This window comes from Diaphorobacter limosus (assembly GCF_033100095.1).
GTDB classification, from domain to species: Bacteria; Pseudomonadota; Gammaproteobacteria; order Burkholderiales; family Burkholderiaceae_C; genus Alicycliphilus; species Alicycliphilus limosus.
This window is the reverse complement of record NZ_CP136921.1, coordinates 264,325-290,345: the sequence shown is the minus strand read 5'-3', so window position 1 is coordinate 290,345 and position 26,021 is coordinate 264,325. Positions and strand designations below refer to the sequence as shown.

Annotated in this window: 23 protein-coding genes; 10 read left to right on the top strand and 13 right to left on the bottom strand. The window is 67.2% G+C overall.

The window, feature by feature from the left end:
* Nucleotides 1–40: 40 nt before the first annotated feature.
* From P4826_RS01410 to cysS, 5 genes are all read right to left on the bottom strand, one after another.
* Nucleotides 41–1,309, bottom strand: coding sequence for an aspartate kinase (locus tag P4826_RS01410; protein ID WP_317702231.1), 1,269 nt, complete (start codon nt 1,307–1,309; stop codon nt 41–43).
* A gap of 36 nt (nt 1,310–1,345) precedes the next feature.
* Entirely contained in the window at nt 1,346–2,353 is a 1,008-nt protein-coding gene (gene tilS / locus P4826_RS01405; RefSeq protein WP_317702230.1) for a tRNA lysidine(34) synthetase TilS, read from the bottom strand.
* 66 nt (nt 2,354–2,419) lie between these two features.
* Nucleotides 2,420–3,394, bottom strand: a complete 975-nt coding sequence (locus P4826_RS01400; RefSeq protein WP_317702229.1) for an acetyl-CoA carboxylase carboxyltransferase subunit alpha — start codon at nt 3,392–3,394, stop codon at nt 2,420–2,422.
* A 55-nt stretch (nt 3,395–3,449) separates the two neighbouring features.
* Nucleotides 3,450–4,097 (bottom strand): DNA-3-methyladenine glycosylase family protein, encoded by a 648-nt coding sequence (locus P4826_RS01395; RefSeq protein WP_317702228.1) that lies wholly within the window; start codon nt 4,095–4,097, stop codon nt 3,450–3,452.
* A gap of 45 nt (nt 4,098–4,142) precedes the next feature.
* Entirely contained in the window at nt 4,143–5,519 is a 1,377-nt protein-coding gene (gene cysS, locus P4826_RS01390; protein WP_317702227.1) for a cysteine--tRNA ligase, read from the bottom strand.
* 220 nt (nt 5,520–5,739) lie between these two features.
* On the opposite strand from cysS, the gene P4826_RS01385 reads away from it, so the two are divergent.
* The 6 genes from P4826_RS01385 (at nt 5,740) to P4826_RS01360 (ending at nt 11,071) form a co-directional block, all read left to right on the top strand.
* A complete protein-coding gene (locus P4826_RS01385; RefSeq protein ID WP_317702226.1) occupies nt 5,740–6,852 on the top strand; it encodes a L,D-transpeptidase Cds6 family protein in 1,113 nt (370 codons plus the stop codon).
* A 78-nt stretch (nt 6,853–6,930) separates the two neighbouring features.
* Entirely contained in the window at nt 6,931–8,325 is a 1,395-nt protein-coding gene (locus P4826_RS01380) for a L,D-transpeptidase family protein (protein WP_317702225.1), read from the top strand.
* Nucleotides 8,322–8,897 (top strand): peptidylprolyl isomerase, encoded by a 576-nt coding sequence (locus P4826_RS01375; RefSeq protein ID WP_317702224.1) that lies wholly within the window; start codon nt 8,322–8,324, stop codon nt 8,895–8,897. Before P4826_RS01380 ends, P4826_RS01375 begins: the two co-directional genes overlap by 4 nt.
* Nucleotides 8,898–8,914: 17 nt before the next feature.
* On the top strand, nt 8,915–9,442 hold the full coding sequence (locus tag P4826_RS01370) for a peptidylprolyl isomerase (protein ID WP_317702223.1): 528 nt from the start codon (nt 8,915–8,917) through the stop codon (nt 9,440–9,442).
* 8 nt (nt 9,443–9,450) lie between these two features.
* Nucleotides 9,451–10,233, top strand: a complete 783-nt coding sequence (locus P4826_RS01365; RefSeq protein WP_317702222.1) for a UDP-2,3-diacylglucosamine diphosphatase — start codon at nt 9,451–9,453, stop codon at nt 10,231–10,233.
* A gap of 4 nt (nt 10,234–10,237) precedes the next feature.
* Nucleotides 10,238–11,071: a M90 family metallopeptidase gene (locus tag P4826_RS01360; protein ID WP_317702221.1), complete on the top strand. Its 834-nt coding sequence runs from the start codon at nt 10,238–10,240 to the stop codon at nt 11,069–11,071.
* A gap of 12 nt (nt 11,072–11,083) precedes the next feature.
* Here P4826_RS01360 and P4826_RS01355 read toward each other — a convergent pair whose 3' ends face one another.
* The 6 genes from P4826_RS01355 to P4826_RS01330 all read right to left on the bottom strand — a co-directional run bounded on the left by P4826_RS01355 (nt 11,084) and on the right by P4826_RS01330 (nt 17,645).
* Nucleotides 11,084–12,040 (bottom strand): NAD(P)H-dependent flavin oxidoreductase, encoded by a 957-nt coding sequence (locus tag P4826_RS01355; RefSeq protein ID WP_317702220.1) that lies wholly within the window; start codon nt 12,038–12,040, stop codon nt 11,084–11,086.
* 79 nt (nt 12,041–12,119) lie between these two features.
* Nucleotides 12,120–13,910, bottom strand: a complete 1,791-nt coding sequence (locus P4826_RS01350) for an acyl-CoA dehydrogenase (RefSeq protein ID WP_317702219.1) — start codon at nt 13,908–13,910, stop codon at nt 12,120–12,122.
* A gap of 79 nt (nt 13,911–13,989) precedes the next feature.
* On the bottom strand, nt 13,990–14,922 hold the full coding sequence (locus tag P4826_RS01345; protein WP_317702218.1) for an electron transfer flavoprotein subunit alpha/FixB family protein: 933 nt from the start codon (nt 14,920–14,922) through the stop codon (nt 13,990–13,992).
* A gap of 71 nt (nt 14,923–14,993) precedes the next feature.
* Entirely contained in the window at nt 14,994–15,743 is a 750-nt protein-coding gene (locus P4826_RS01340) for an electron transfer flavoprotein subunit beta/FixA family protein (protein WP_317702217.1), read from the bottom strand.
* Nucleotides 15,744–15,936: 193 nt separating this feature from the next.
* Nucleotides 15,937–16,725, bottom strand: a complete 789-nt coding sequence (locus P4826_RS01335; protein WP_317702216.1) for an enoyl-CoA hydratase — start codon at nt 16,723–16,725, stop codon at nt 15,937–15,939.
* 14 nt (nt 16,726–16,739) lie between these two features.
* A complete protein-coding gene (locus P4826_RS01330; RefSeq protein WP_317703685.1) occupies nt 16,740–17,645 on the bottom strand; it encodes a histone deacetylase family protein in 906 nt (301 codons plus the stop codon).
* 92 nt (nt 17,646–17,737) lie between these two features.
* Between P4826_RS01330 and P4826_RS01325 the strand changes: the two genes are divergently transcribed.
* From P4826_RS01325 to mltB, 4 genes are all read left to right on the top strand, one after another.
* Complete coding sequence (locus P4826_RS01325; RefSeq protein ID WP_317702215.1) at nt 17,738–18,658, top strand: AAA family ATPase; 921 nt, start codon at nt 17,738–17,740, stop codon at nt 18,656–18,658.
* 1 nt (nt 18,659) lies between these two features.
* The gene (locus P4826_RS01320; RefSeq protein WP_317702214.1) at nt 18,660–19,700 is read left to right on the top strand and encodes a DUF58 domain-containing protein; all 1,041 of its coding nucleotides are present in this window, start codon (nt 18,660–18,662) and stop codon (nt 19,698–19,700) included.
* A gap of 104 nt (nt 19,701–19,804) precedes the next feature.
* Entirely contained in the window at nt 19,805–21,865 is a 2,061-nt protein-coding gene (locus P4826_RS01315; protein ID WP_317702213.1) for a transglutaminase TgpA family protein, read from the top strand.
* Complete coding sequence (gene mltB / locus P4826_RS01310) at nt 21,862–22,932, top strand: lytic murein transglycosylase B (RefSeq protein ID WP_317702212.1); 1,071 nt, start codon at nt 21,862–21,864, stop codon at nt 22,930–22,932. The genes P4826_RS01315 and mltB overlap by 4 nt, the downstream gene beginning before the upstream one ends.
* A 979-nt stretch (nt 22,933–23,911) precedes the next feature.
* Here the strand turns inward: mltB and P4826_RS01305 are convergent.
* Together P4826_RS01305 and P4826_RS01300 are read right to left on the bottom strand one after the other, a co-directional pair.
* Complete coding sequence (locus P4826_RS01305; protein WP_317702211.1) at nt 23,912–25,183, bottom strand: branched-chain amino acid ABC transporter substrate-binding protein; 1,272 nt, start codon at nt 25,181–25,183, stop codon at nt 23,912–23,914.
* Between the two features lie 18 nt (nt 25,184–25,201).
* Nucleotides 25,202–25,990: a DUF2242 domain-containing protein gene (locus P4826_RS01300; protein ID WP_425605202.1), complete on the bottom strand. Its 789-nt coding sequence runs from the start codon at nt 25,988–25,990 to the stop codon at nt 25,202–25,204.
* Between the last annotated feature and the right edge of the window lie 31 nt (nt 25,991–26,021).

Below are 26,021 nucleotides of genomic sequence, written 5' to 3'. Positions count from 1 at the left end.
CCGCTATTATGCCTTAGTTTGAGGCCCCTTCAGGGAAAGGTCAGGCAGCGGACTGATCCAGGTCGAAGGCCTTGTGCAGGGCGCGCACGGCCAGCTCCAGGTACTTGTCTTCGATCACCACGGAGGTCTTGATCTCGGAGGTGGAGATCATCTGGATGTTGATGCCCTCCTCGCTGAGCACGCGGAACATCTTGGCCGCCACGCCCACATGGCTGCGCATGCCGATGCCGACGATGCTGACCTTGCAGATGGCAGTGTCGCCCACCACCTCGAGCGCGCCCAGCTGGGGCACGACTTTCTCGCGCAGCAGCTCCAGCGTGCGCGTGTGGTCGTTGTGATTCACGGTGAAGCTGAAGTCGGTGCGGCCATCCTTGCTGATGTTCTGGATGATCACGTCCACTTCGATATTGGCGTCGGCCACGGGACCCAGGATCTGGTAGGCAATGCCAGGCTTGTCGGGCACGCCAAGCACGGAAATCTTGGTTTCGTCGCGGTTGAAAGCGATGCCGGAAACGACGGCTTGTTCCATTTGTTCGTCTTCCTCAAAGGTGATCAGGGTGCCGGAGGCGGCCTCTTCGTTGATGTCGATGTCCCAGGGCGTGAAGCTGGAGAGCACGCGCATGGGCACTTTGTACTTGCCGGCAAATTCCACCGAGCGGATCTGCAGCACCTTGCTGCCCAGGCTGGCCATTTCCAGCATTTCCTCGAAGCTCACGGTCTTCAGGCGCGTGGCCTGGGGCACGACACGCGGGTCGGTGGTGTAGACGCCATCGACGTCGGTGTAGATCAGGCACTCGCTGGCCTTCATGGCCGCAGCCACGGCCACGGCCGAAGTGTCGGAGCCGCCACGGCCCAGCGTGGTGATGTGGCCCTCGTCGTCGATGCCCTGGAAGCCGGTGATGATGACCACCCTGCCGGCATCCAGGTCGGCGCGCACGCGCTTATCGTCGATGGACTCGATGCGCGCCTTGGTGTAGCTGCTGTCGGTGCGGATCGGCACCTGCCAGCCGGTATAGCTCACGGCCGGCATGCCCTCGGACTGCAGCGCAATCGCCAGCAGGGCCGACGAGGCCTGCTCGCCGGTGGCGGCCAGCATGTCAAGCTCACGGAAGTAAGCCGTGTTGGCATGTGCGGGTGTGAGCTCCTTGGCCAGGGCCAGCAGGCGGTTGGTCTCGCCACTCATGGCGCTGGGAACCACCACCACCTGGTGACCGGCCCGCGCCCACTTGGCTACGCGTTTGGCGACGTTGCGGATGCGCTCGGTGGAGCCCATCGAGGTGCCGCCGTATTTATGAACGAACAGTGCCATGGAATATCTGCAATGACGGAACGCTGAGGAGCGGCGCTATTGCGAAGATTGTTTTGGTGCGCCGCCGTCCCGTGCGGAAATGAAATCCAAAACCGGCTGATTGTACCAACCGAGCAGCTCGCCTTCACGCAGCACATGGCCGCTGCCCACCTTCAATTGAATGCGGTGCCCGCGCGTGCTGCAGGCGGCGATCTGGCGCAGCAGCGCATCGAGCTGCGCGGCCGTGGGCGTGGCGCCATGCTGGCTGCGCAGCCAGTGGCGCAGCACATTGGCCTGGCGTGCACGGCTCAAAGAGCGCAGCGCGGCGATGCGCGGCGGCTGGCCCACCGTGGCCAGATCGGCCTGCGCCAGTTCCTGCAGCAACTCGTGGGCCTGGGCCGCATGGGCGCAACTGCGCGCGAAGGTGTCGCGAAACTGCGGAAACGCCTGCTGCAGCGCGGGCAGCAGCTGGCGCCGGATGCGGTTGCGCGTGTAGCGTTCGTCGCTGTTGGTCGGGTCTTCCACCCAGGCCTGGCCACGCGCACGCAGCCATGCGCGTACCTCCTGCCCCGCCACGCCCAGCAGCGGCCGCTGCCAGTGCAGGCCGCCGCGCTGCCAATGCGCAGGCATGGCCGCCAGGCCGGCCACACCCGCGCCGCGCGACAGGGCCAGCAGCAGGGTTTCGACCTGGTCGTCGGCATGCTGCGCCAATGCTATTGTTTGAATAGCTGATTGCGCTTGTCTGTCATGCGCAAGAGCCTCAAAAGCCTTGTAACGTGCCTGGCGCGCTGCATCCTCGGGGCTTTGGCCTGGCGCGTGCCGGGCATCGACACGCTGCACGCTCAAGGGCAGGCCCAGGCGCATGCAAAGGGCGATGCAGTGCCGCTCGAAATCGTCGGCCGCAACCTGCAGGCCATGGTGTACGTGAAAGGCATGCACCTGGCCCGGCCAGCGCTCGGCGCAGGCCAGCAGCAGCGCCGTGGAGTCCGCCCCGCCGCTGAAGGCCACAGCCAGCGGAAGCCGGGGCGCGAAAGCCTGCATGGCGGCATCGAAACTCTGGGTCATGGGGCGGATGCTCGCACAAAGCACAACGGCCCCGCGGGGCCGTCTGCCGTGGCGCCGAATGCGTGATTAACGCTCGGCCTTGGTGTCGTTGAAGCGGCCGTAGCTTTGCAGCCGCTCATAGCGGCGGTCCAGCAGTTCCTTGGGCTTCAGGTCGGACAGCTGGCGGTAGGCATCGCCCAATGCACGCTTCAGGAAGGCCGCCATCTGCTTGTGGTCGCGATGCGCCCCGCCCACGGGCTCGCTGACAATCTTGTCCACCAGACCCAGGGCCTTGAGACGGTGCGCCGTGATGCCCATGGCGTCGGCCGCGTCCTGCGCCTTGTCACTGGTCTTCCAGAGAATGGAGGCGCAGCCCTCGGGGCTGATCACGGAGTAGATCGAGTACTGCAGCATGATGACCTGATCGGCCACACTGATGGCCAGCGCGCCGCCGGAGCCGCCCTCGCCGATCACCGTGGTGATGATGGGCACCTCCAGCTGCGCCATCTCGTAGATGTTGCGGCCAATGGCCTCGGACTGGCCGCGCTCCTCGGCATCGATGCCGGGAAAGGCGCCCGGCGTGTCCACGAAGGTGAACACCGGCAGCTTGAATTTCTCGGCCGTCTTCATCAGGCGCAATGCCTTGCGGTAGCCCTCGGGGCGGCTCATGCCGAAGTTGCGCGCGGCGCGCTCCTTGGTGTCGCGCCCCTTCTGGTGGCCCAGCACCATGCAGGCATGGCCGTTGAAGCGCGCCAGCCCGCCGACGATGGACTGGTCATCGGCAAAGTGGCGGTCACCGTGCAGCTCCACGAAGTCCGTGAAGATCTCGCGCACGTAGTCCATGGTGTAGGGGCGCTCGGGATGGCGCGCAATCTTCGTGATCTGCCAGGGGCTCAGATCGCTGTAGATGTCCTTGGTGAGCTGCTGGCTCTTCTTGCTGAGCTGCTCTATCTCTTCGGAAATATCCACCGCGCCTTCGTTTTGCACATAGCGCAGTTCTTCGATTTTGGATTCCAGCTCGGCAATGGGTTGCTCGAAATCCAGAAAGGTTTTTTTAGCCAACTTGTTTCTCCTCGGGGCGGTGCCCGAAACCTGCCGCCCTGCTCTCAATGTGTGATCAATAGTCAACCGGCAGGGGGGCAAGCGAGCGCCAAATATACCAACTCGCCACGCTGCACCAGGGATTCCAGGCCTGGGCCACCTCGCGCGCATCGCTGCGGCTCACGGGGTCGCCCGAGAAGTAATGCTGGCTGATGCCCTGGATCAGGGTGGCGTCGTCCAGCGGCAACACATTCGGCCGCGCCAGGTGGAAGATCAGAAACATGTCGGCCGTCCAGCGGCTGATGCCGCGTATGGCCACCAGCTCGGCGACGATGGCCGGGTCGTCCATCTGGTTCCACTGCTTGACATGCAACTGGCCGCTGTCGAAATGCAGGGCCAGATCGACCAGGTACTCCACCTTGCGCGCCGACAGGCCGGCCGCGCGCATGTCGTCCACCTTGAGCTTGAGCACGCTGCGCGGCGTCATGCTGCGCGGCAGCGCCGCCAGCCTGTCCCACACGCGCTGCGCCGACGCCACGCTCACCTGCTGGCCGACGATGGAACGCGCCAGCGTGGTGAAGGCGTCGCCGCGCTGGTACAGCGCCACGTCGCCCACCTGCGGAATTAGGCGGCGCAGCACGCGATCCTTCTTGATCAGGTGCTTGCAGGCCTCGGCCCAATAGTCCGGCGCGCTTGCAATTACTTCTTTTTTTATAGCTGCCACCGCTTATCCTATCTGCGTCAACAGCCAATTTGACTCTGAATTCATTTACTGCGCGGCCTCCCAGGTCGTGCCCGCGGCCGAGTCCTTGAGCACGATGCCCTGGGCCAGCAGCTCGCCCCTGATGCGATCGGCCTCGGCGAAGTTCTTCGCCGCCTTGGCGGCCGCGCGCGCGGCGATCTGCGCCTCGATGGCGGCGGCATCCAGGCCCGCGCCGGCCTTCAGAAAGGCCTCGGGGTCGTCCTGCAGCAGGCCCAGATGGGCGCCGAGTGCCTTCAGCAGGCCGGCAACCTCGGGCGACTTGCCGCGGTTGACCTCGCCGGCCAGCTCGAACAGCACGGCCACGGCCTCGGGCGTGCCGAAGTCCTCGTCCATGGCCGCCTTGAAACGCGCGGCATGCGGCTGGGCCCAGTCGATTACGACCGGCTGGGGCGCCACCAGCGACAACGCCGTGTACAGGCGCTTGAGCGCGGCGCGCGCGTCGTCCAGATGCAGGTCGCTGTAGTTCAGCGGGCTGCGGTAGTGGCTGCGCACGACGAAGAAGCGCACGGTTTCGGCGTCGTACTCCTTGAGCACGTCGCGGATGGTGAAGAAGTTGCCCAGGCTCTTGGACATCTTCTCGTTGTCCACGTTGATGAAACCGTTGTGCATCCACAGCTGCGCAAACGGCTTGCCCGTGGCGCCCTCGCTCTGGGCGATCTCGTTCTCGTGGTGCGGAAAAGCAAGGTCGGCACCGCCGCCGTGGATGTCAAAGCTCTCGCCCAGCAGCGCGCAGCCCATGGCCGAGCACTCGATATGCCAGCCGGGCCGGCCCTCGCCGTAGGCGCTGGCCCATTTCACCTCGGCCGGCTCCTCGGGCTTGGCGCTCTTCCAGAGCACGAAATCAAGCGGATCGTGCTTACCGTCCTGCACCGCCACGCGCTCGCCAGCATTCAGCTCGTCGAGCGACTTGCCCGACAGCCGGCCGTAGCGCGGGAACTTGCGCACCGCGTAGTTCACATCGCCGCTGCCTGCCCGGTAGGCCAGGCCCTTGTCCTCAAGGCGCTGGATCAGGCCCAGCATCTGCGGCACGTATTCGGTGGCGCGCGGCTCGTGCGTGGGGCGCTCGATCCCCAGGGCGTCGGCGTCCTGGTGCAGGGCGTCGATCATGCGGTCCGTCAGGCTGCGTATGGTCTCGCCGTTTTCCACCGCGCGGCGGATGATCTTGTCGTCGATGTCGGTGATGTTGCGCACATAGGTCACGGCCAGGCCCGAGGCGCGCAGCCAGCGCTGCACCACGTCAAAGGCGATCATCGAGCGCGCATGACCCAGGTGGCACAGGTCGTACACCGTCATGCCGCAGACATACATGCGCACATGGCCGGGTTCGAGCGGAGAGAAATGCTCCAAGGCACGCGTCAGCGTGTTGTAGATGCGCAAACTCATGGGATCAAGGTCAGAAACAGGTGGGAATCGCAACCGCCGGCCGGCCTACCACGACGCCAGCAAAGGCCAGCCAGATAGGGCCACGGGGAGGCTCGCTGCCTGGTGCAGAGCACGACTGGGCGGACGGCTGCGTGGCGCCGTCATGACACCCCCTCGGCTACAATCAGTCGCAGTATAAGCCGCCCGCAGGGCCTGCATTTCCCTTGCACAAAGACTACCAATGAAGCACGCACGCCGTCCCCTTGCCCAACTCCTGCGCGTCGCGACCCTGTCTACGCTGTTGGGTATGTCACTGGCCCATGCGGCAGACGATTACTCCGACATCACCCAGCTGCTGCGCGCCGGCAAGGCGCAGGACGCGTTGGCCAAGGCCGACCAGCGCATCTCTACCAATCCGCGTGACCCCCAGCTGCGCTTTCTGCGCGGCGTGGCCCAGGCGGACATCGGCAAGCAGACCGACGCGATCAGCACCTTTACCAAGCTCACCGAGGACTACCCGGAGCTGCCCGAGCCCTACAACAACCTGGCCGTGCTGTACGCCAACCAGAACCAGCTCGACAAGGCACGCACGGCGCTGGAGATGGCAATACGCACCAACCCGGCCTACGCCACGGCGCATGAGAACCTGGGCGACATCTACGCCAAGCTGGCCGGCCAGGCCTACAACAAGGCCCTGCAGCTCGATGCCAGCCAGGCCGGCACCTTGCGCCCCAAGCTGGCGCTGATCCGCGAGCTGTTCTCTGTCGATGCCAAGAGCGCCGGCGCCAAGGGCAGCGCCACCGTCGCCCGCGCTACGGCGCCCGCTCCCACGGCTGCGCCCGTGGCGGCGCCGGCCCCGGTCGTGGCGGCTGCACCCGCCGCCCCCGTCGCAGCACCGGTGCCGCCCCCCGTACCCGTCGCTGCAGCCCCCGCTCCAGCTCCAGCTCCTGCTGCGGCTGCCGCACCGGCCCCGGCGCCAACCCCTGCCCCGGCCAAGGCGGCAACGACCCACAACGCCGCCAAAGACGTGGAAAAGGCCGTGCAGGCCTGGGCTTCCGCATGGGAGGATCAAGACATGGGCGGCTACCTGGGCGCCTATGCCAAGACCTTCCAGCCCAAGGGCCAGACCAGCCGCGCCGCCTGGGAAAAGGAGCGCCGCGAGCGCATCGTGGGTCGCGCCAAGATCAACGTGGGTGTCAGTGATCTCAGCGTCAAGATCGATGGCGACAAGGCCCAGGCGCGCTTTCGCCAGCAGTACAGCTCGGGCAACCTGAATGTCTCCAGCCGCAAGACGCTGGACATGGTGAACCAGGGCGGTCGCTGGGCCATCGTGCGTGAATCCACAGGTGGCTGAAACTCCTGGCGCGTACCCGACCCTAACGCAATGCGGCGCTGACGGCGCCGCATGCCATTTTGACTACACACCCCGCGCATGCCCCTGCTCCCCTGTTCGCTTGGCCAAGTTCTGACCACGGTTGCCGTGGCCATGCTGCTGGCCGCGCCCGCGCCCGCGCTGGCGAAAAAAGGCGAGCAAACAAGCGAGCCGCAGCGCCAGTCCGCCACCAAAAAAAAGGTCAAACGCAAGAACCCAACGCAGACCGCTGCCGCCTTGCGTGACGGCGATGCCGAGCGGCGTCTGCTGGAGATCTCGCAACTCACCGCGCAAGGCCGCGCCCGCGAGGCCCTTCCGCTGGCCGAGCGCCTGGTGCGCGACCACCCGAACTTCCAGCTGGCCCAGCTGGCGCTGGGCGATCTGCTGGCCGCCCGGGCGCGGCCCCTGGGGCGCGTGGGTGATGTGGTGCCCGCGCCCGCCGTGGCCATGGCCGCGCCGCCCCCCATGGCGGGCCTGAAGTTTGCCACCGCCACCGCCGCGCCCGTCCCCCAGCCCAGCGCCGCCGCGTCGGCCTTGCCGGCGTCGGCAACGGACACGCTGTCCAGCCTGCGCAGTGAACTGCGCCTGCGCCTGGACTCGACCAAGGCGCCGCCCCCACAGGGCAGCATTCCGGCGCAGTTTCTGGAGCTGTCGGCACGCACGCGCCATGCGATTGCCATGGATGCCTCGCGCTCGCGGCTGTACCTGTTCGAGAACACCGACAAGGGCCTGGTGCTGGTGGCCGACTACTACGCCTCGGTGGGCAAGCTCGGCACCGAGAAAGTCGTCGAGGGCGACCAGCGCACACCTCTGGGCGTGTACTACATCACCAGCCGGCTCGACCCGGCCACGCTGAACGATTTTTACGGCGCCGGCGCCCTACCCATCAACTACCCCAACCCGCTGGACCAAAGCCGGGGCAAGACCGGTAGCGGCATCTGGCTGCACGGCACGCCACCCGATCAGTTCTCGCGCGCGCCGCAGGCCACCGACGGCTGCCTGGCCCTGGCCAACCCGGATCTGGAGCGCATCCTGAAAACCGTGGAGCCGCGCACCACCCCGGTGGTCATCGCGCGCCAGCTGCAGTGGGTCAAGCCCCACGCACTGCAGGCCGAGCGCCAGTCCTTCCATGCCGTGCTCGAGGCCTGGCGCACGGCCAGGTCGCATGGCGACATGCAGCGCCTGCTGACCTTCTACGCACCCGAGTTCCAGGGCCTGCGCAACCTCGATCTGGAGCAGTGGACGCAGACGCTGCAGGCCGAGCACCGCACCCTGCGCGGTCGCGCGGTATTGCTCAAGGACAAGAGCATGCTGCGCTGGACCGACAGCAGCGACACCATGGTGGTCACTTTCGGCGAACTGGCCGAAGGCGCGCGCACCGGCACCACCAGGCGCCAGTACTGGACGCGCAAGGGCGCGCACTGGCAGATATTTTTTGAAGGAGTGATTGGATGATTTCCAGAAGAAATACGGCTGTAGCCGTTGCCGGTATTGCGCTGGCAGCTATGTTTTCTACAGCAAATGCACAGCAGGCCCCCAAGGTCAAGCTGGCCACCAGCCTGGGCGACATCGTGGTGCAGCTCGATCCGGCCAAGGCGCCCAAGACGGTGGAGAACTTCCTCGCCTATGTCCAGGACAAACATTACGACGGCACGGTGTTTCACCGCGTCATCGACGGCTTCATGATCCAGGGCGGCGGTTTCACGCCCGACCTGGTGCAGAAGAGCACGCGCGCGCCGATCGCACTGGAGGCCAACAACGGTCTGAAGAACGACAAGTACACCATCGCCATGGCGCGCACCTCCATCCCGGATTCAGCCACGGCGCAGTTCTTCATCAACGTGAACAACAACGCCATGCTCAATGCCCCCAGCCCGGACGGCCATGGCTATGCCGTGTTCGGCAAGGTCGTCGAGGGCATGGCGGTGGTCGACAAGATCAAGGGCGTCGCCACCGGCAACAAGGGCCCGCACCAGAACGTGCCCAACACGCCCGTGCTGATCCAATCCGCAACCCTGGTCAAATAACCGAAAGGAAAAGCGCCATGAGCAACCCGCAAGTCGAACTGCACGTCACCATCAACGTCGCCGAGACCGCCACCCAGGGCGTGATCACGCTGGAGCTGGACGCCGTGAACGCGCCCAAGTGCACCGCCAACTTCCTGGCCTACGTGAACAAGGGCCATTACGACGGCACCATCTTCCACCGCGTGATCAAGGGCTTCATGATCCAGGGCGGAGGCTTTACCGCCGACATGAAGCAAAAGGGCACGGACGCGCCCATCGAGAACGAGGCCGCCAACGGCCTGAAGAACGACAAGTACACCATCGCCATGGCGCGCACCGGCGAGCCGCACAGCGCGACGGCCCAGTTCTTCATCAACACGGTGGACAACGGCTTTTTGAACCACACCTCGCCCACCCCCCAGGGCTGGGGCTATGCCGTGTTCGGCAAGGTGGTCAAGGGCGAGGACGTGGTGGAGAGCATCAAGAAGGTGCGCACCACGCGCAAGGGTTTCCACGACGACGTGCCGTTCGACGCCGTGGTGATCGACAAGGCCGTGGCGCTGTAAGCCAGGCCATGCAGCAGGCCGTGCCGCCGATGGCCGAGCTGGTCGCGCCAGCGGGCTGGCGCACGGTCGATTTCCTGGCCGACCTGCACCTGGAGCCGGGCCAGCCGGCCACGCTGCAGGCATTGCGTCAGTATCTGGAGAGCACGCCCGCCGATGCAGTGTTCCTGCTCGGCGACCTGTTCGAGGTCTGGGTGGGCGACGACGCCATTGATGAGCCGGACAGCTTCGAGGGTGCATGCAGCGCCCTGCTGGCCGGCGCCGCGCGCCAGCGGCCCATGTACTTCATGCATGGCAACCGCGACTTTCTGGTGGGCGCAGAGTTCACGCGCCGCACCGGCGTTGCCCTGTTGGCCGACCCCACGGTGCTGCAATTTCTGGATCAGCGCTGGCTGCTGTCGCATGGCGACGCGCTGTGCCTGAACGATGTCGAATACCAGCGCTTTCGCGCCGTCGCGCGCAACAGCGCCTGGCAGGCCCAGCTGCTGGCGCGCCCGCTGCACGAGCGCCGTGCCCAGGGCCGCAGCGCCCGCAGCGAGAGCGAGGCGCGCAAGCAGGCGGGCACGGCCGTCTATGCCGATGTGGACGAGCCCACCGCCCTGGCCTGGCTGCAGGCCGCGCGGGCCCAGGCGCTGATCCACGGCCACACCCATATGCCGGCCGACCATGTGCTGGCCCAGGGCCTGGCGCGCCATGTGCTCACCGACTGGGATCTGGCCGCCGACCCGCCGCGCGCCGGATTGCTGCGCCTGACGGCCCAAGGATTGCAACGCCTGCCCATCGCCCCCATGTAGCGGCATGGCTCCCGCTGCATTGCGTTTTCTGAATCACCTTGCCCGGCGTGTACGCGCCGCCGTGGCGCCGGTTCCCGACATTGGCGCCGAGCTGTGGCTGCAGACGCTCGGCCGCCACCCCTTCCTGGCCGCCCTGCCGCTGCAGGACCAGGCCAAGCTGCGCGCGCTCAGTGCCCTCTTCCTGCAGCGCAAGGAGTTTTCCGGCGCCCATGGCCTGGTGGTGACCGACGCCATGGCCGTCGCCATCGCCGCCCAGGCCTGCCTGCCGCTGCTGCACTGGGGCGCGCCCGACAAGGCGCTGGCCTGGTATGACGACTTTGTCGGCATCGTCGTGCACCCGGCCGAGGCCCTGGCGCGGCGCAAGGCCGTGGACGAGGCCGGCGTGGTGCACCACTACCACGAGGTGCTGCTGGGCGAGGCCATGGAGCATGGCCCCGTCATGTTGAGCTGGCCGGCCGTGGACGGCGCCGGCCGCCATGGCGCGACCAGCGTGGTGATCCACGAGTTCATGCACAAGATAGACATGAGAAACGGCCCGGCGGACGGCTGCCCGCCGCTGCCCGCGGGCTTTTTGGGCCAGGCCGGGGCGCGCAACGCGCATGCCGCCTGGCAAGCGGCCTGGCAGCCGGCCTATGAGCAGTTCAGAGAGCAGGTGATCATCGCCGAGCGCTTTGGCGGCGACTGGCCCTGGCTGGACGCCTATGGCGCCACGGCGCCGGCAGAATTTTTTGCCGTGGCCTGCGAGGCCTACTTTGTCGACAGGCCGCGCTTTGCGCAGGAGTTTCCGACGCTGGCGCCAATGCTGCAGGCCTTCTTCCAGCCCGCCCTCACGGGCTGACGGCGTAACGCATCAAGCCAGCGTCAGACGCGCGCGTGCCGTCTGGTATTCGCGCGCCAGGCGTGCGACGAGCTCTGCCGCCGGCACCACCTCGGTAATGCTGCCAATGCCCTGACCACAGCCCCAGATGTCCTTCCAGGCCTTCTTGGCATCGCCGCCAAAGTTCATCTTGCTCGGGTCGGACTCGGGCAGGTTCTCCGGGTCCAGGCCGGCGGCGCGGATCGAGGCCGCCAGGTAGTTGCCATGCACGCCGGTGAACAGGTTGCTGTAGACGATGTCGTCCGACGAGCCATCGACGATGGCCTGTTTGTAAGCATCGTGGGCGCGCGCCTCCTTCGTGGCGATGAAGGCCGAGCCGATATAGGCAAAGTCCGCGCCCATGGCTTGCGCGGCCAGAATGGCGCCGCCCGAGGCAATGGCGCCCGACAGCGCGATCGGGCCGTCGAACCACTGGCGGATCTCCTGGATGAGCGCAAACGGACTCTTCACGCCCGCATGACCGCCGGCGCCGGCCGCCACGGCGATCAGGCCGTCGGCGCCCTTCTCGATCGCCTTGCGCGCAAATTTGTTGTTGATGATGTCGTGCAGCACGATGCCGCCCCAGCCATGCACGGCCTGGTTCACGTCCTCGCGCGCGCCCAGGGACGTGATGACGATGGGCACCTTGTATTTGGCGCAGACCTGCATGTCGTGCTCCAGCCGGTCATTGCTCTTGTGCACGATCTGGTTGATGGCAAACGGCGCCGCCGGGCTCTCGGGGTGCGCCCTGTCCCAGGCGGCCAGGGTCTCGGTGATCTCGGCCAGCCAGTCCTCCAGCTGCGCGGCCGGGCGGGCGTTGAGCGCGGGCATGGAGCCGACGATGCCAGCCTGGCACTGCGCTATCACCAGCTGGGGGTTGCTGATGATGAACAGTGGCGCGCCAATCACGGGCAGCGAGAGCTTTTGCAGGGCCGGCGGCAAGCTGGACATAGGGCAGTCTCCTTGGCAATAAACAGGGCTGCAGCGCTTATCCATCAAGCGCATGCAGCTATCAAAACAATATCAATCGTCAAAACGCATCGAGCGCCAGCGCCGTGACGCTGGCCGCGCCCTCGACGATGGCGTCGCGCTGCGCCGGGGCCTTCACCAGAATGTGCTCGGCATAGAAGCGCGCCGTGGCGATCTTGGCCTGCATGAAGGCCTGATCCTGTCCCTTGGACGACAGCTGCTGCGCCACCAGCAGCGCGCGACCCATTTGCCAGCCGGCCACCAGGTTGCCGGCCAACATCAGGTAGGGCACGCTGCCGGCAAAGGCGGCGTTCGGGTTGGCCTTGGTATTCGCGGCCATGAAGTCCACGGCATCCAGAAAGGCCTGGCGCGCGGCTGCCAGCCGCCGGGCCACGGCCTGGGCGTCGGCAGTGCCGCTGGCCTGCAGCTCGGCCTCGGTCTGCTCGATCTGCGCGGCGACTGCCTTCGCCAACTGACCGCCGTCGCGCGCCGTCTTGCGCCCCACCAGGTCATTGGCCTGGATGGCGGTCGTGCCCTCGTAGATGGTCAGGATCTTGCTGTCGCGGTAATGCTGGGCGGCCCCGGTTTCCTCGATGAAGCCCATGCCGCCATGCACCTGCACACCCAGGCTGGTGACCTCCTGGCTCATCTCGGTGCTGTAGCCCTTGACCAGCGGCACCAGGAACTCATAGAAGGCCGCGTTATCCCTGGCCACCTGCGGGTCAGGATGGTGATGCGCCGCATCGAAGGCGGCCGCGGCCACGCTGGCCATGGCGCGGCAGCCCTCGGTGTAGGCACGCATGGTCATCAGCATGCGGCGCACATCGGGGTGGTGGATGATGGGGCCGGCGGCCGGCAGGCTGCCATCGACGGGGCGGCTTTGCACGCGCTCGCGCGCATACTGCACGGCCTGCTGGTAGGCGCGCTCGGCCACCGCAATGCCCTGTACGCCCACGCCGTAGCGGGCGGCGTTCATCATGATGAACATGTACTCCAGGCCGCGGTTCTCCTCGCCCACCAAATAACCGATGGCGCCGCCGTGGTCACCAAACTGCAGCACGGCCGTGGGGCTGGCCTTGATCCCCAGCTTGTGCTCGATGGAGACGCAATGCGCATCGTTGCGCGCGCCCAGGCTGCCATCGCTATTGACCATGAACTTCGGCACCACGAACAGACTGATGCCCTTGACGCCCTCGGGCGCCCCGGCCACGCGCGCCAGCACCAGGTGCACGATGTTCTCGGCCATGTCGTGCTCACCATAGGTGATAAAGATCTTGGTGCCGAAAACCTTGTAGGTGCCGTCGCCCTGCGGCTCGGCCTTGGTACGCACCTGGGCCAGATCGGAGCCGGCCTGGGGCTCGGTCAGGTTCATGGTGCCGGTCCACTGGCCGGAAATCAGCTTCTCCAGGTAAATGGCCTTGAGTTCCTCGCTGCCAGCGGTGAGCAGCGCCTCGATGGCGCCATCAGTGAGCAGCGGGCACAGCGCAAAGCTCAGGTTGGCGGCGTGCAGGATTTCGCCGCAGGCCGCTCCAATGGTCTTGGGCAGGCCCTGGCCACCAAAGGCTGCCGGGTGCTGCAGCCCCTGCCAGCCGGCCTCGGTGAACTGGGCGTACGCGTCCTTGAAACCGGGCGTGGTGGTGACCTGACCGTCCTTGAACGAGGACGGGTTGCGGTCGCCCTCCACGTTCAGCGGCGCCACCACCCCCTCGTTGAACTTGGCGCATTCCTCCAACACGGCGGCGGCCGTGTCCAGGCCCGCATCCTCAAAGCCGGGAATCTGCGCGACGTGGTCGATGCGCGCCAGGTGCTCGATGGCAAACAACATGTCCTTGACGGGGGCGGTATAGCTCATGGGAATGGATATGGTTGGATGGAGATGGGTGGCGAAAAAAAGGGCATCGCACGCGATGCCCCGGTACGGTGGCGCGCGCTCAGAGCGCGTTGACCAGCTCCGGCACCGCCTGGAACAGATCCGCCTCCAGCCCGTAGTCGGCCACGGAGAAGATGGGCGCCTCGGGGTCCTTGTTGATGGCCACGATGACCTTGCTGTCCTTCATGCCCGCCAGGTGCTGGATGGCCCCGGAGATGCCGCAGGCGATGTACAGCTGGGGCGCGACGATCTTGCCCGTCTGGCCCACCTGCAGGTCGTTCGGGGCGTAGCCCGCGTCCACCGCGGCGCGGCTGGCGCCGATGGCCGCGCCCAGCTTGTCGGCCAGCGGGGTGATGACCTCGTTGAACTTCTCGGCGCTGCCCAGCGCGCGGCCACCCGAGACGATGATCTTGGCTGCCGTGAGTTCGGGCCGGTCGCTCTTGGTGACCTCGCGGCCGACGAAGCTGCTCTTGCCAGCGTCCTGCACGGCGGCCACGCTGTCCACGGCGGCGCTGCCACCGCTGGCAGCGGCGGCGTCAAAGCCGGTGCCGCGCACGGTGATCACCTTCACCGCGTCGGCGGACTGCACGGTGGCGATGGCGTTGCCGGCGTAGATCGGGCGCTCGAAGCTGTCGGGGCTGACCACCTTGGTGATGTCGCTGATCTGCGCCACGTCGAGCTTGGCGGCCACGCGCGGGGCGACGTTCTTGCCCGATGCGGTGGCGGGGAACAGGATGTGGCTGTAGCTGGATGCAATCGCCAGGACTTGCGCGGCCAGGTTCTCGGCCAGGCCGTCCTTCAGGGACGCGCCGTCGGCGTGGAGTACCTTGGCGACGCCGGTGATCTGTGCGGCGGCGGCTGCGGCGGCGGCTGCGCCTTCGCCGGCGACCAGCACATGCACGTCGCCACCGCAGGCCAGGGCTGCGGTGACGGTGTTGAGCGTGGCGGCCTTGATGGAGGCGTTGTCGTGTTCTGCAATAACGAGTGCGGTCATGAAATCAGTTCCTTATCGGTTGGGGACAGAGCAAATTTGCTTCGCAAATCTTGGGCTGTCCCGCAAAACATTCAGATTACTTTGGCTTCGTTCTTGAGTTTGGCGACCAGGGTCGCCACGTCTGGCACCTTGATGCCGGCGCCGCGTTTGGCGGGTTCGACCACCTTGAGGGTCTTCAGGCGCGGGGCGACATCGACGCCCAGGTCTTCGGGCTTGACGGTGTCGAGCTGCTTTTTCTTGGCCTTCATGATGTTGGGCAGCGTGACGTAGCGCGGCTCATTGAGGCGCAGGTCGGTGGTGATGACCGCCGGGGTGGACAGCTGCAGGGTTTCCAGGCCGCCGTCGACCTCGCGCGTGACGTTCACCTTGTCGCCGGCCAGTTCGACCTTGCTGGCGAACGTGGCCTGGGGCAGGTCGGCCAGGGCGGCGAGCATCTGGCCGGTCTGGTTGGCGTCGTCGTCGATGGCCTGCTTGCCCAGGATGACGAGGCCGGGCTGTTCCTTGTCCACCAGGGCCTTGAGCAGCTTGGCCACGGCCAGGGGCTGCAGTTCTTCGTTGGTTTCGACCAGGATGCCGCGGTCGGCGCCGATGGCCATGGCGGTGCGCAGGGTTTCCTGGCATTGCGCCACGCCGCAGCTGACGGCGACGACTTCGGTGACGACGCCTTTTTCTTTCAGACGCACGGCCTCTTCGACGGCGATTTCGTCAAAGGGGTTCATGCTCATCTTGACGTTGGCGATGTCCACACCCGTGCCGTCCGACTTCACGCGGACCTTCACGTTGTAGTCCACCACGCGTTTGACGGGGACCAAGACCTTCATTGCTGCTGCTCCTTCAATTGTTGATTGACGTGTACGTAAATCGGATCATTCTATTGCGCACTGCAGCATTTTGACCATCGGCAATACCTGCAAGCCCGCACTTTTTAAAAAAAGAACGATCGTACTTTTAAATGATTATGCCAGGGTACCGATGCGCAGCCAAGCGGCTGCGACACCTTTGCCACCGGGACGATCAGCCCGGCTTCCAGGCCGGCTGACGTTTCTCGGCAAAGGCGCGCGCGCCCTCCTGGGCCGCCGCGTCCATCATGTTGCAGGCCATGGCCTGACCGGCCAGCTGATAGGCGGCCTCCAGTCCCAGTTCGCGCTGTTGATAGACCAGGGCCTTGCCCATGGCGACGGCCGCGCGGGGCTTTTCCACGATGGACTGCACCAGCAGCTCGACCTCGACGTCCAGCAGCCCAGGCGCCACGACGCGGTTCACCAGCCCCTGCTCCAGGGCCGTGCGCGCGTCGATGAAATCGCCCGTGAGCAGCATTTCCATGGCCCGCTTGGTCGGCACGTTGCGCACCAGGGGCACGCTGGGCGTGGCGCAGAACAGGCCGTAGTGGATGCCGCTGGTGGCAAAGCTGGCGGCCTCGCTGGCCACGGCCAGGTCGCATTGCGCCACCAGCTGGCAGCCGGCCGCCGTGGCCATGCCCTGCACGCGCGCGATCACCGGCACGGGCAGCTTGTGGATGGCCAGCATCACGCGGCTGCAGCGCCCAAACAAGTCCTGGTACCAGGCCAGATCCGGGTGCTGCGCCATGTCCTTGAGGTTGTGGCCGGCGCAGAAGGCCTTGCCGGCCGCGGCCAGCACCACCACGCGCGCGCCCTCGTCCCGCGCCACATCGGCCAGCGCCTGCTGCAACGCGGCCAGCATCTCGTGGCCCAGGGCGTTGAAGCGTTTCGGGTCGTTCAGCGTCAGCGTGACCACGCCGCGCGCATCGCGCTCCACCTGCAGCAAGTCGGCTTCATCGGACATTGGTGCCCACTCCTTCACAGATCGGCCAGTACGCGCACATGGGCTTCCACGCTGCGCGCCAGTGGCCCCATCACGTAGCCGCCCTCCAGACAGGAGACGATGCGCTTGTTGGCAAAGCGCCGCGCCACGTCCTTGATGCGCATGGTGATCCAGGTGTAGTCCTGCTCGGTCAGGCCGAGCTGGCCCATGTCGTCGTCACGGTGCGCGTCAAAGCCGGCGCTGACAAAGATCATCTCGGGCTTGAAGGCCTCCAGGCGCGGCATCCAGACCATCTCCACGATCTCGCGCACGTCCATGCCCTTGGTGTAGGCGGGCACGGGCACGTTGAGCATGTTGGGCGCCGGATCCTGGTCTCCGCTGTAGGGGTAGAAGGGGTGCTGGAAGATGCTGACCATGAGGGCGCGCTCGTCGCCGGCCAGGATGTCCTCGGTGCCGTTGCCATGGTGCACGTCGAAATCGATCACGGCCACACGCTTCAGGTTGTGGCGTTGCAGCGCATATTTGGCAGCCACGGCCACGTTGTTGAAAAAGCAAAAGCCCATGGCCTTCTTGTGCTCGGCATGGTGGCCGGGCGGGCGCACGCTGCAGAAGGCGTTTTCCAGCTCGCCGGCCATGATGGCATCCACGGCATCGACCGCCGCACCCGCTGCGCGCAGCGCCGCCGTCCAGGTGTGGCGATTCATGGCGGTGTCGGTGTCGAGCTGAAAATAGGGTGAGCCGCCGGCCTCTTCTTCCTCGACCAGGCGCAGCGACAGGCCTCGCAGCGCCGCCACATGCATGCGGTCGTGTGCCAGTTCGATGTCGGCCAGGGAGGGCAGCGGCGCCTCGCGGTGATCGAGGGCGGCCGACACGCCGGAGACCAACAGCCTGTCCTCGATCGCATCAAGCCGCGCCGGACATTCGGGGTGACCCGGCCCCATCTCGTGCAGGCGGCAGTCGCGATGCGTGTAATAGCCCGTCTTGCTCACAGTCAATCTCCCGTGTATCAATTGTTTTCGGATAACGTCAGGCCATGCACGCACAGCACAAGATCCAATCACTTTTAAGTCAGCTTAACACGGTGATCACCGGGAAAAGCTTACAAGTCCAGGACTGCGTCACCTGCCTGCTGGCGGGCGGGCATCTGCTGATAGAAGACGTTCCCGGGGTCGGCAAGACCACCCTGGCGCATGCCCTGGCGCGCACCTTTGGTCTGTCGTTCACACGCGTGCAATTCACGGCCGACCTGATGCCCAGCGACCTCACCGGCGTGTCCATCTATGAGCGCGGCAAGGAGTCTTTCGTGTTCCACCCCGGCCCGGTGTTCACCCAGGTGCTGCTGGCCGACGAGATCAACCGTGCCAGCCCCAAGACGCAGAGCGCGCTGCTCGAGGCCATGGAGGAAAAGCAGGTCTCGGTGGAGGGCGCCACGCGCCCCCTGCCCCAGCCCTTCTTCGTCATCGCCACGCAGAACCCGCACGACCAGCTGGGCACCTTTGCCCTGCCCGAGAGCCAGCTGGACCGCTTTCTGATGCGCATCTCCCTGGGCTACCCCGATCGCGCCAGCGAGCGCCAGCTGCTGGCCGGCGGCGACCGCCGCGACATGCTGACCGCCCTGCCGCCACTGCTGTCCGAGGCCGAGCTGGCCGCTCTGCAGCACCAGGTGCTGGCCGTTCATGCGGCCGCTCCGCTGCTCAACTACGTGCAGGACCTGATCGCCGCCACGCGCTCGGGGCGCTGGTTCGTGCAGGGCCTGTCGCCGCGCGCCGGCATTGCGCTGATGCGCGCGGCCAAGGCCCAGGCGCTGATAGAGGGGCGCGACTATGTGGCGCCCGACGACGTGCAGGCCATCCTGCCGCAGACCATCGCCCACCGCCTGGTGCCCGTGGGCGACGCCGGGCGCGGCAGCGTGGAGCAGGTGCGCGCCATGCTCGAATCCGTGCCCCTGCCCTGACATGCCAACAACCCCTGGCCAGGCGGTGAACCCCGCGGCCCCATTTCCTCCGACAAGCCCACCGGCAAGGCGCCGCACCGGCCTGCTCGCGCGCTGGTACCGCTGGTGGAGCGCGCGCCTGCCGCGCACCGACACATTGCAGCTGACCCAGCGCAACGTCTTCATCCTGCCCACCGGCGCGGGCTGGATGCTGGCGCTGACACTGCTGGTGCTGCTGGTGGCGTCGATCAACTTCCAGCTCAACCTGGGCTATCTGCTGACCTTTCTGCTGACTGGCAGCGCGGCCGCCAGCCTGTACCTGTGCCACGCCACGCTGCGCGGCCTGTCGCTGCGCCTGCTGGTGCCCGAGCCGCAGTTCCTGGGCGCGGGCGCAGTCCTGCAGGTGCAGTTGCACAACGCCGCCCGCGCCACACGCTATGGCATAGGCGTGGCCGTGCGCGGCAGCCATCAGTCGCGCGAATGGGTCTGGTGCGACGTGCCCGGCCAGGGCAGCGCCACGGTGCAGGTGGCCTTTGCGCCCGCGCGGCGCGGCCTGCAAGGCGCGCCGCTGTTGAAGCTGGAGACGCGCTACCCGCTGGGCACCTTTCGCAGCTGGGCGCTGTGGCGCCCGGCGGCGCAGGTGCTGGTTTATCCCCGGCCCGAGACCCCTGCACCGCCGCTGCCGCCACCTGAGCCGCACAGCAGCGGCCCCGGCCAGGCCCGCGCGCGTGGCCTGGGAGAATTTGACGGCGTGCGCGCCTACCAGCGCGGCGACCCGCTGAAGCTGGTGGTCTGGAAGAAGGCCGCCAAGTCGCTGGCCACCGGCAGCAACGACCTGGTCAGCCGCGATACCCAGCAGTCCCAGCGCCAGCAGCTGTGGCTGGACTTTGCCGCCACCGGCCTGCCGGCGCCCGAGGATCGCCTGTCGCGCCTGACGGCCTGGGTGCTGCAGGCCGACCGCCTGGGGCAGGACTACGGCCTGCGCCTGCCCGGGCGGGAGATCGCGCCCGACCATGGCCCGGCACACCGGCGCCGCTGCCTGGAGGCCCTGGCGCTGTGCTGATCGGAAATATGAACAAAATTGGCAACTAACGCAATGCCACCAAGCGCAAACAGCTATATTTTATATAGCGAAAAGACTGGCGACAAAAGCACTGGAGGCCGGCCATGACCCTGGCCGGCCGCCTGGCCCCGCTGTCGCGCCTGCCGCGCGATGCGCGCGACACGCTGTTTCTGCTGGCCGTCATCGCCTGCTGCATCGCGCCGCTGGCCGCGCACCTGCCGGCCTGGGCCAGCGCCATGACGGCCACGCTGCTGGCCTGGCGCGGCTGGCTGGCCGTGGGCGGTCGGCCGCTTCCAGGGCGCTGGCTCACGGCCTTGCTGCTGGCGCTGGTGGTGCTGCTGACGCTGCTGTCGCACGGCACCATCGTCGGGCGCGACGCCGGCGTGACCCTGATCGTCATGCTGCTGGCGCTGAAGACGCTGGAGTTGCGCGCACGACGTGACGCCATGGTGGTGTTCTTCCTGGGTTTTTTCACGCTGCTGGCCAACTTCTTCTATTCGCAGGCGCTGCCGATTGCCGCGCTGATGCTGGTGGCGCTGCTGGGCCTGCTCACGGCGCTGGTCAACGCACATATGCCGGTGGGTCGGCCGCCGTTCCTGCAGGCCATGCGCACGGCGGCGCACATGATGCTGCTGGGCGCGCCCCTGATGGCGCTGCTGTTTGTGCTGTTCCCGCGCATGGCCCCGCTATGGGGCCTGCCCGTGGACAAGACCAGCGCGCGCACCGGCCTGTCGGCGCAGATGAGCATAGGCAGCATGGCGTCGCTGGTGCAGGACGGCAGCGTGGCGCTGCGCGTGCGCTTTGACGGCGGCGAGCCTCCAGCGCCGCAGGAGCTGTACTTTCGCGGCCCGGTGCTCACGGCCTTCAATGGGCGCGAATGGTTTGCCCTGTCGCAACCCGAGGCGCGCGCCGTCGCCGGCTGGGCCGCGCCCACGGCCGCCAACCTGCAGGTGCAGGGCGCGCCGCTGGGCTACGAACTGACGCTGGAGCCGCACCAGCAAACCTGGCTGCTGACCCTGGACGCCGCCCAAGCCCCGCCCGAGCTGCCCCATGGCGGCCGCGCGCTGATGTCGCCCGAGCTACAGTGGAGCGCCACCCGCCCCATCCACAGCGTGCTGCGCTACCGCGCCGAGAGCCACCTGCGCTTCACCCACGGCCCGCAGCGGCGCACGCCGCAGATGCAACCCTATGTACAACTGCCGCCCGAGCTGAACCCGCGCACCCTGGCCCTGGCGCGGCAGATGCAGGCCAACCCCCGGCTCGCCGCTGGCGGCGCCCAGGCCTTCGTCGATGACGCCCTGCGGCGACTGCGCAGCGGCGGTTACCGCTACACGCTGGAGCCCGGCCTGTATGGCGCGCACACCGCCGACGAGTTCTGGTTTGACCGCAAAGAGGGCTTTTGCGAGCACATCGCCTCGGCCTTCGTGGTGCTGATGCGCGCGCTGGACGTACCCGCGCGCATCATCACCGGCTACCAGGGCGGACAGCAAAACCCCATAGACGGTTACTGGACCGTGCACCAGAGCGACGCCCATGCCTGGGCCGAGGTCTGGATCGCCGGCCGCGGCTGGGTGCGCGTGGATCCGACGAGCGCCGTCGCCCCCGGCCGCGTCGGCCAGTTGCAGCGCCTGCAGGCGCCGCGCGGCATGCTGGGCACGGCCATGGACGCCGTCGTCAGCCCCACCCTGGTGCAGCACCTGCGCACCGTCTGGGAGGCGGCCAACAACGGCTGGAACCAGTGGGTGCTCAACTACACCCAGGCACGCCAGTTCGACCTGCTCAAGACCCTGGGCTTTGCCGCACCCAGCTGGCTGGACCTGGTGCGCCTGCTGGGCCTGCTGATCTGCGCCGCCGCCCTGGCCGGCGCCCTGTGGGCGCTGTGGGAGCGCAGCCGCCAGGACCCCTGGCAGCGGCTGCTGCTGAAGGCGCGCGCGCGCCTGGCACGCGCCGGCCTGGCGCTGCCCGCCCACCTGCCGCCGCGCGCCATGGCCAGCCAGGCGCGCGAGCGGCTGGGCGCACCCGCCGAGGCCGCCGCGCAATGGCTGCTGCGCCTGGAGCAAACACGCTACGCCCCGCAACCCGACGCCACCCTGGGACAGCTGCGGCGCGAATTCGCCCGCCTGCCCTGGCCCACGGCACAATCGCGCGGCACAGGAACGCCATGACATTCTTGACCTTCAAAACTACATTTTTGATAGCTGCTTGCGCTTTATCTATAAGCGCTACAGCCAAAAACAACCCTAAAAAACAGCCTGCCAAGGCAGCTCCCGCCCCGCATTACGCCGAAAGCGCCGAAGCCATGCGCTTCGCCGACGACCTGGCCGAACGCCGCGGCCTGGACCGCGAGTGGGTGCGCCAGGCCATAGGCCAGGCACGCCTGCTGCGCGAGGTGCCGCGCCTGGTGCTGCCGCCGCCCAAGGGCCAACCCAAGAACTGGGCCGCCTACCGCGCGCGCTTTGTCGAGCCGGTGCGCATACGCGCGGGCCTGCGCTTCTGGCAGGACAACGCCGAGACGCTGGCGCGGGCCGAGAAAGAGTACGGCGTGCCGGCCGAAATCATCGTCGGCATCATCGGCGTGGAGACCATCTACGGCCAGCACATGGGCGGCTACCGCGTCATCGACGCGCTGGCCACCCTCGCCTTCGACTTCCCCGACGCCCACCCGCGCGCGCCCGAGCGGCGCGCCTTCTTCCAGCGCGAGCTGGAGCAGTTCCTGTCCCTGATGGATCGCACCGGCACCGACCCGCACAGCCCGCGCGGCAGCTACGCCGGCGCCATGGGCCTGGGCCAGTTCATGCCATCGAGCTGGTCACGCTGGGCGGTGGACTTTGACGGCGACGGCCGCATCGACCTGTGGCGCAGCGCGCCGGACGCCATAGGCTCGGTGGCCAACTACTTCGTGGCCCATGGCTGGCACAGCGGCATGGCCACGCATTACGCCGTGGCCTTCGACACCGCCAGCCTGCAGCTTGACGAGCTGCTGGCCCCCGACATCCTGCCCACCTTCAGCGTGGCCAGCATGGCCGCCAAGGGCGCCCAGGTGCAGGGCGACGGCGCCACGTACGCCGGCCCGCTAGCCCTGGTGGAGCTGCAAAACGGCGCCGCACCAGCGAGCTACGTGGCCGGCACCGAAAACTTCTACGCCGTCACGCGCTACAACTGGTCAAGCTACTACGCCATGGCGGTGATCGAGCTGGGCCGGGCGGTGGCGGCGGCGCGCGGCGTGCCCTGACGGCTACAAAACTCCCCATCGCCACCGCTCTCCGCGGCCACGGGCTTGGGCTTGGGCTTGGGCTTGGGCTTGGCCAGGGCCGGTGGTCTGGCGGCACGGGATTAACTGGGATTAATTGGGGTCGGATTAATTGGGGTCAGACTCCAATTAGTAATTGGGGTCAGACTCCAATTAGGTGCCGAATCTGGTTCTAGCCATTTTGATTATGGCGTAGGCCGCTATTCTTTTTGATATTGCTGGCCGGGATGTGCGCCCGGCGGCGCACCTACCTTTCTTTGCTTCGTCAAAGAAAGGTAGGCCAAAGAAAGACGACCCTACTGTCCGTGTCCCCTTCGCTGCGCTACGGGGCAACCTGCGATGCTCGCTCGCGGGGCGTGCCGCAGAACTCGCTACGCGCTGCGCGCTACGCTCAAACAACTGCGGCAAGTCAGTTCACGAAGGCTGGCGTCCTGCGGCGCCAGCCCGCCCCGCGCCCTGCGCTTCTCGGCACGGCCAGAAGGGAGGGGGGAACGGTACGGGCCATCGCTGCGCTCGGCCTCGTGAGGGGCGCGTCTTCTGCCGGGCCAAGCGCAGCGATGGCCCGTGTCGGGCTGTTCACCCCCCTGTGGCTGCGCCTGGGGCGGGGTGCTTTCGGGGTGAGCGTGGGCGTCGCAGCGCCCACGCATCGTTGTCTGACTTGCCGCGGTTGTTTGAACGGAGCGCCGCAGGCGCGCAGTGAGTTCTGCGGCACACCCCGCAAGCGCCCCGACCCAGGTTTGCCCCGTAGCTCAAGCGTTGGGGTCGCAGACTTGGGGGCGTGTTCTTTGCCTCCTTTCTTGCACGAGCAAGAAAGGAGGTCGCCCGCCGGGGCGAGTCTCGGCCAGCTACATCAAAAAGAAGAGCTGCGAGCGCCCTACCAGCAAGCGCCAAATGCCGAAATTAATTGGAATCTGACCCCAATTAATTCGCCAATTAATTCGACCCAAATTAATTCACAGGCTCAAGGCCGCTGCATCTGGCAGGTCGTGGGCTGTGCTGCCTTCTCCGCCGTGATCTGGCGCACCACGCGAAAGCCGTAGCCCGAGCCTTCGACGTCGAACCTGACGCCCGGGGCGCCGAGGCGATCCATCACGCCGACCACCAGCGACTGCTGGAACTGGTGATCCGCCGCGCGCATGGCGCCCGCCTGGCCGTACAGGCTGACGCTGGCGCCCTCCAGCGCGCGCGCCACGGGCAGCGCGTCGGTGCTGGCGGCCTTTTCCATGGCCTGGGCCAGGGCCTCGATCATGAGCTGCATGCGCATGTGCACGTAGTCGTCCTGCGGCTTGGGGAAGCGCTCGCGAAACGCGCGGTAGAAGGCGGCACTGCCCTCGGTGGGCAGGTTCGGCAACCAGTCGGCCACGGCCACCACCTTGCCCACGCCGGCCTCGCCCAGGGCGGCGGGCGCGCCCAGGGCGTTGCCGTAGAAGGTGTAGAACATGCCGTCGTAGCCCACCTCGCGCGCGGCCTTGACCAGCAGCGTCAGGTCGTTGCCCCAGTTGCCGGTGATGACGGCCTGGGCGCCGCTGGCCTTGATCTTCACGGCGTAGGGGGCGAAGTCCTTCACCCGGCCGACGGGGTGCAGCTCGTCGCCGACGATGGTGACGTCCGGCCGCTGCGCGGAGAGCTGGCGCCGCGCCTCGCGCAGCACGGCCTGGCCGAAGCTGTAGTCCTGGCCTATCAGGTAGGCGCGCTGCAAAGCCTTGTCCTCGCGCAGCACCTCCATCAGCGCGGCCATGCGCATGTCGGCATGGGCGTCGAAGCGGAAATGCCAGAAGTTGCAGCGTTCGTTGGTCAGCAGCGGATCGACGGCCGAGTAGTTGAGGAAGACCACGCGCCGGCCCGGTTCGCGCTGGTTGTGTTTGCTGATAGCCTCGATCAGCGCCGCCGCCGTGGCCGAGCTGTTGCCCTGCAGCACGAAGTGCACGCCATCGTCGATGGCCGCGCGCAGGGCGGATAGCGCCTCCTCGTTGCTGCCCTTGCTGTCGTAGCGCAGCAGTTGCAGCGGCCTGGCACCGCCCGGCAGCTTGACGCCGCCGCGCGCGTTCACGCGCTCGGTGGCCCAGAGCAGGTTGCGGAACACCGCCTCGCCGGTGTTGGCAAAGCTGCCCGAGAGGCTTTCGATCAGCGCCAGCTTGGTGGGCGCGCCCTGGGCGCTGGTGGTGGTGGCAGACAGCGGCAGCAGCGCCAGTGAACAGGCGCGCACGGCCTGGCGACGGGATAAGGAGGGCATGGAAGAACCTGAGAAAAATTACTGCTGCCCGACGGGCGCAGCGGGCGGCATGGCCGCATCCGGCGGCAACGCCGTGGCTGCGGCACGCTGCTCGGCCTCGGGCTCTTGCAGCGGCAGCGGCTGGGAACTGGCTGCCGGTTGCACCACACCGGCGGTGGTGGCCGGGGCTGGCGCCAGCACCGGCCCCTGCGCCGGGGTGCTGGCCGGGTGCATCAGCGCCGGCTCGGTGCCCGGCGGCGCCAGGCGCACATAGCGCTCGAACAGCTGGAAGAAGCGGGCGTAGAACTGCGCGTCGGTGATCGTCTCGCTGCCGACCTTGACCAGGGTGTCGTCGGTGGCCGACACCGGCAGCGACACCGAGCCCAGCCCGCCCACGCCCAGCGAGGCGGAGTTGTTCACCTTCTTGATCACGTAGCGGTCCTGCAGCGCACTGGCGAAGGCCGAGGTGCGCGCATCGCCCTGCCCCTCGGGCGCGCAGACCACGCGCATCTGTACCTCGTAGTGCACGTCCTGGTGCGGCTGGTAGTACTTGCGCCCGGCCACCGTGTCGGCGCTGGCGGTGTTCACCAGGTAGCCCTGGCTGAGCAGCGCGCGGCGCGCGGCCTCGCAGGTGTTGGCCTGCGAATCGAGCACATGGCGCGTGTGCATGCTGGCGGCATCGAAATCGTTCGGGGTGAACTGCAGGTGGCGCTGCTCCAGCCCGGGCATGGCCTCCGGCAGGCGCGCGCAGCCCGCCAGGGCGCTGGCCAGCAGGCCGGTGCAAACGGCAAGGAACAGGCGTGGGGATGAAATCAGGGAAGCAATCACGGCGAAACAGTCGGCAGTGCAACCCGCATTG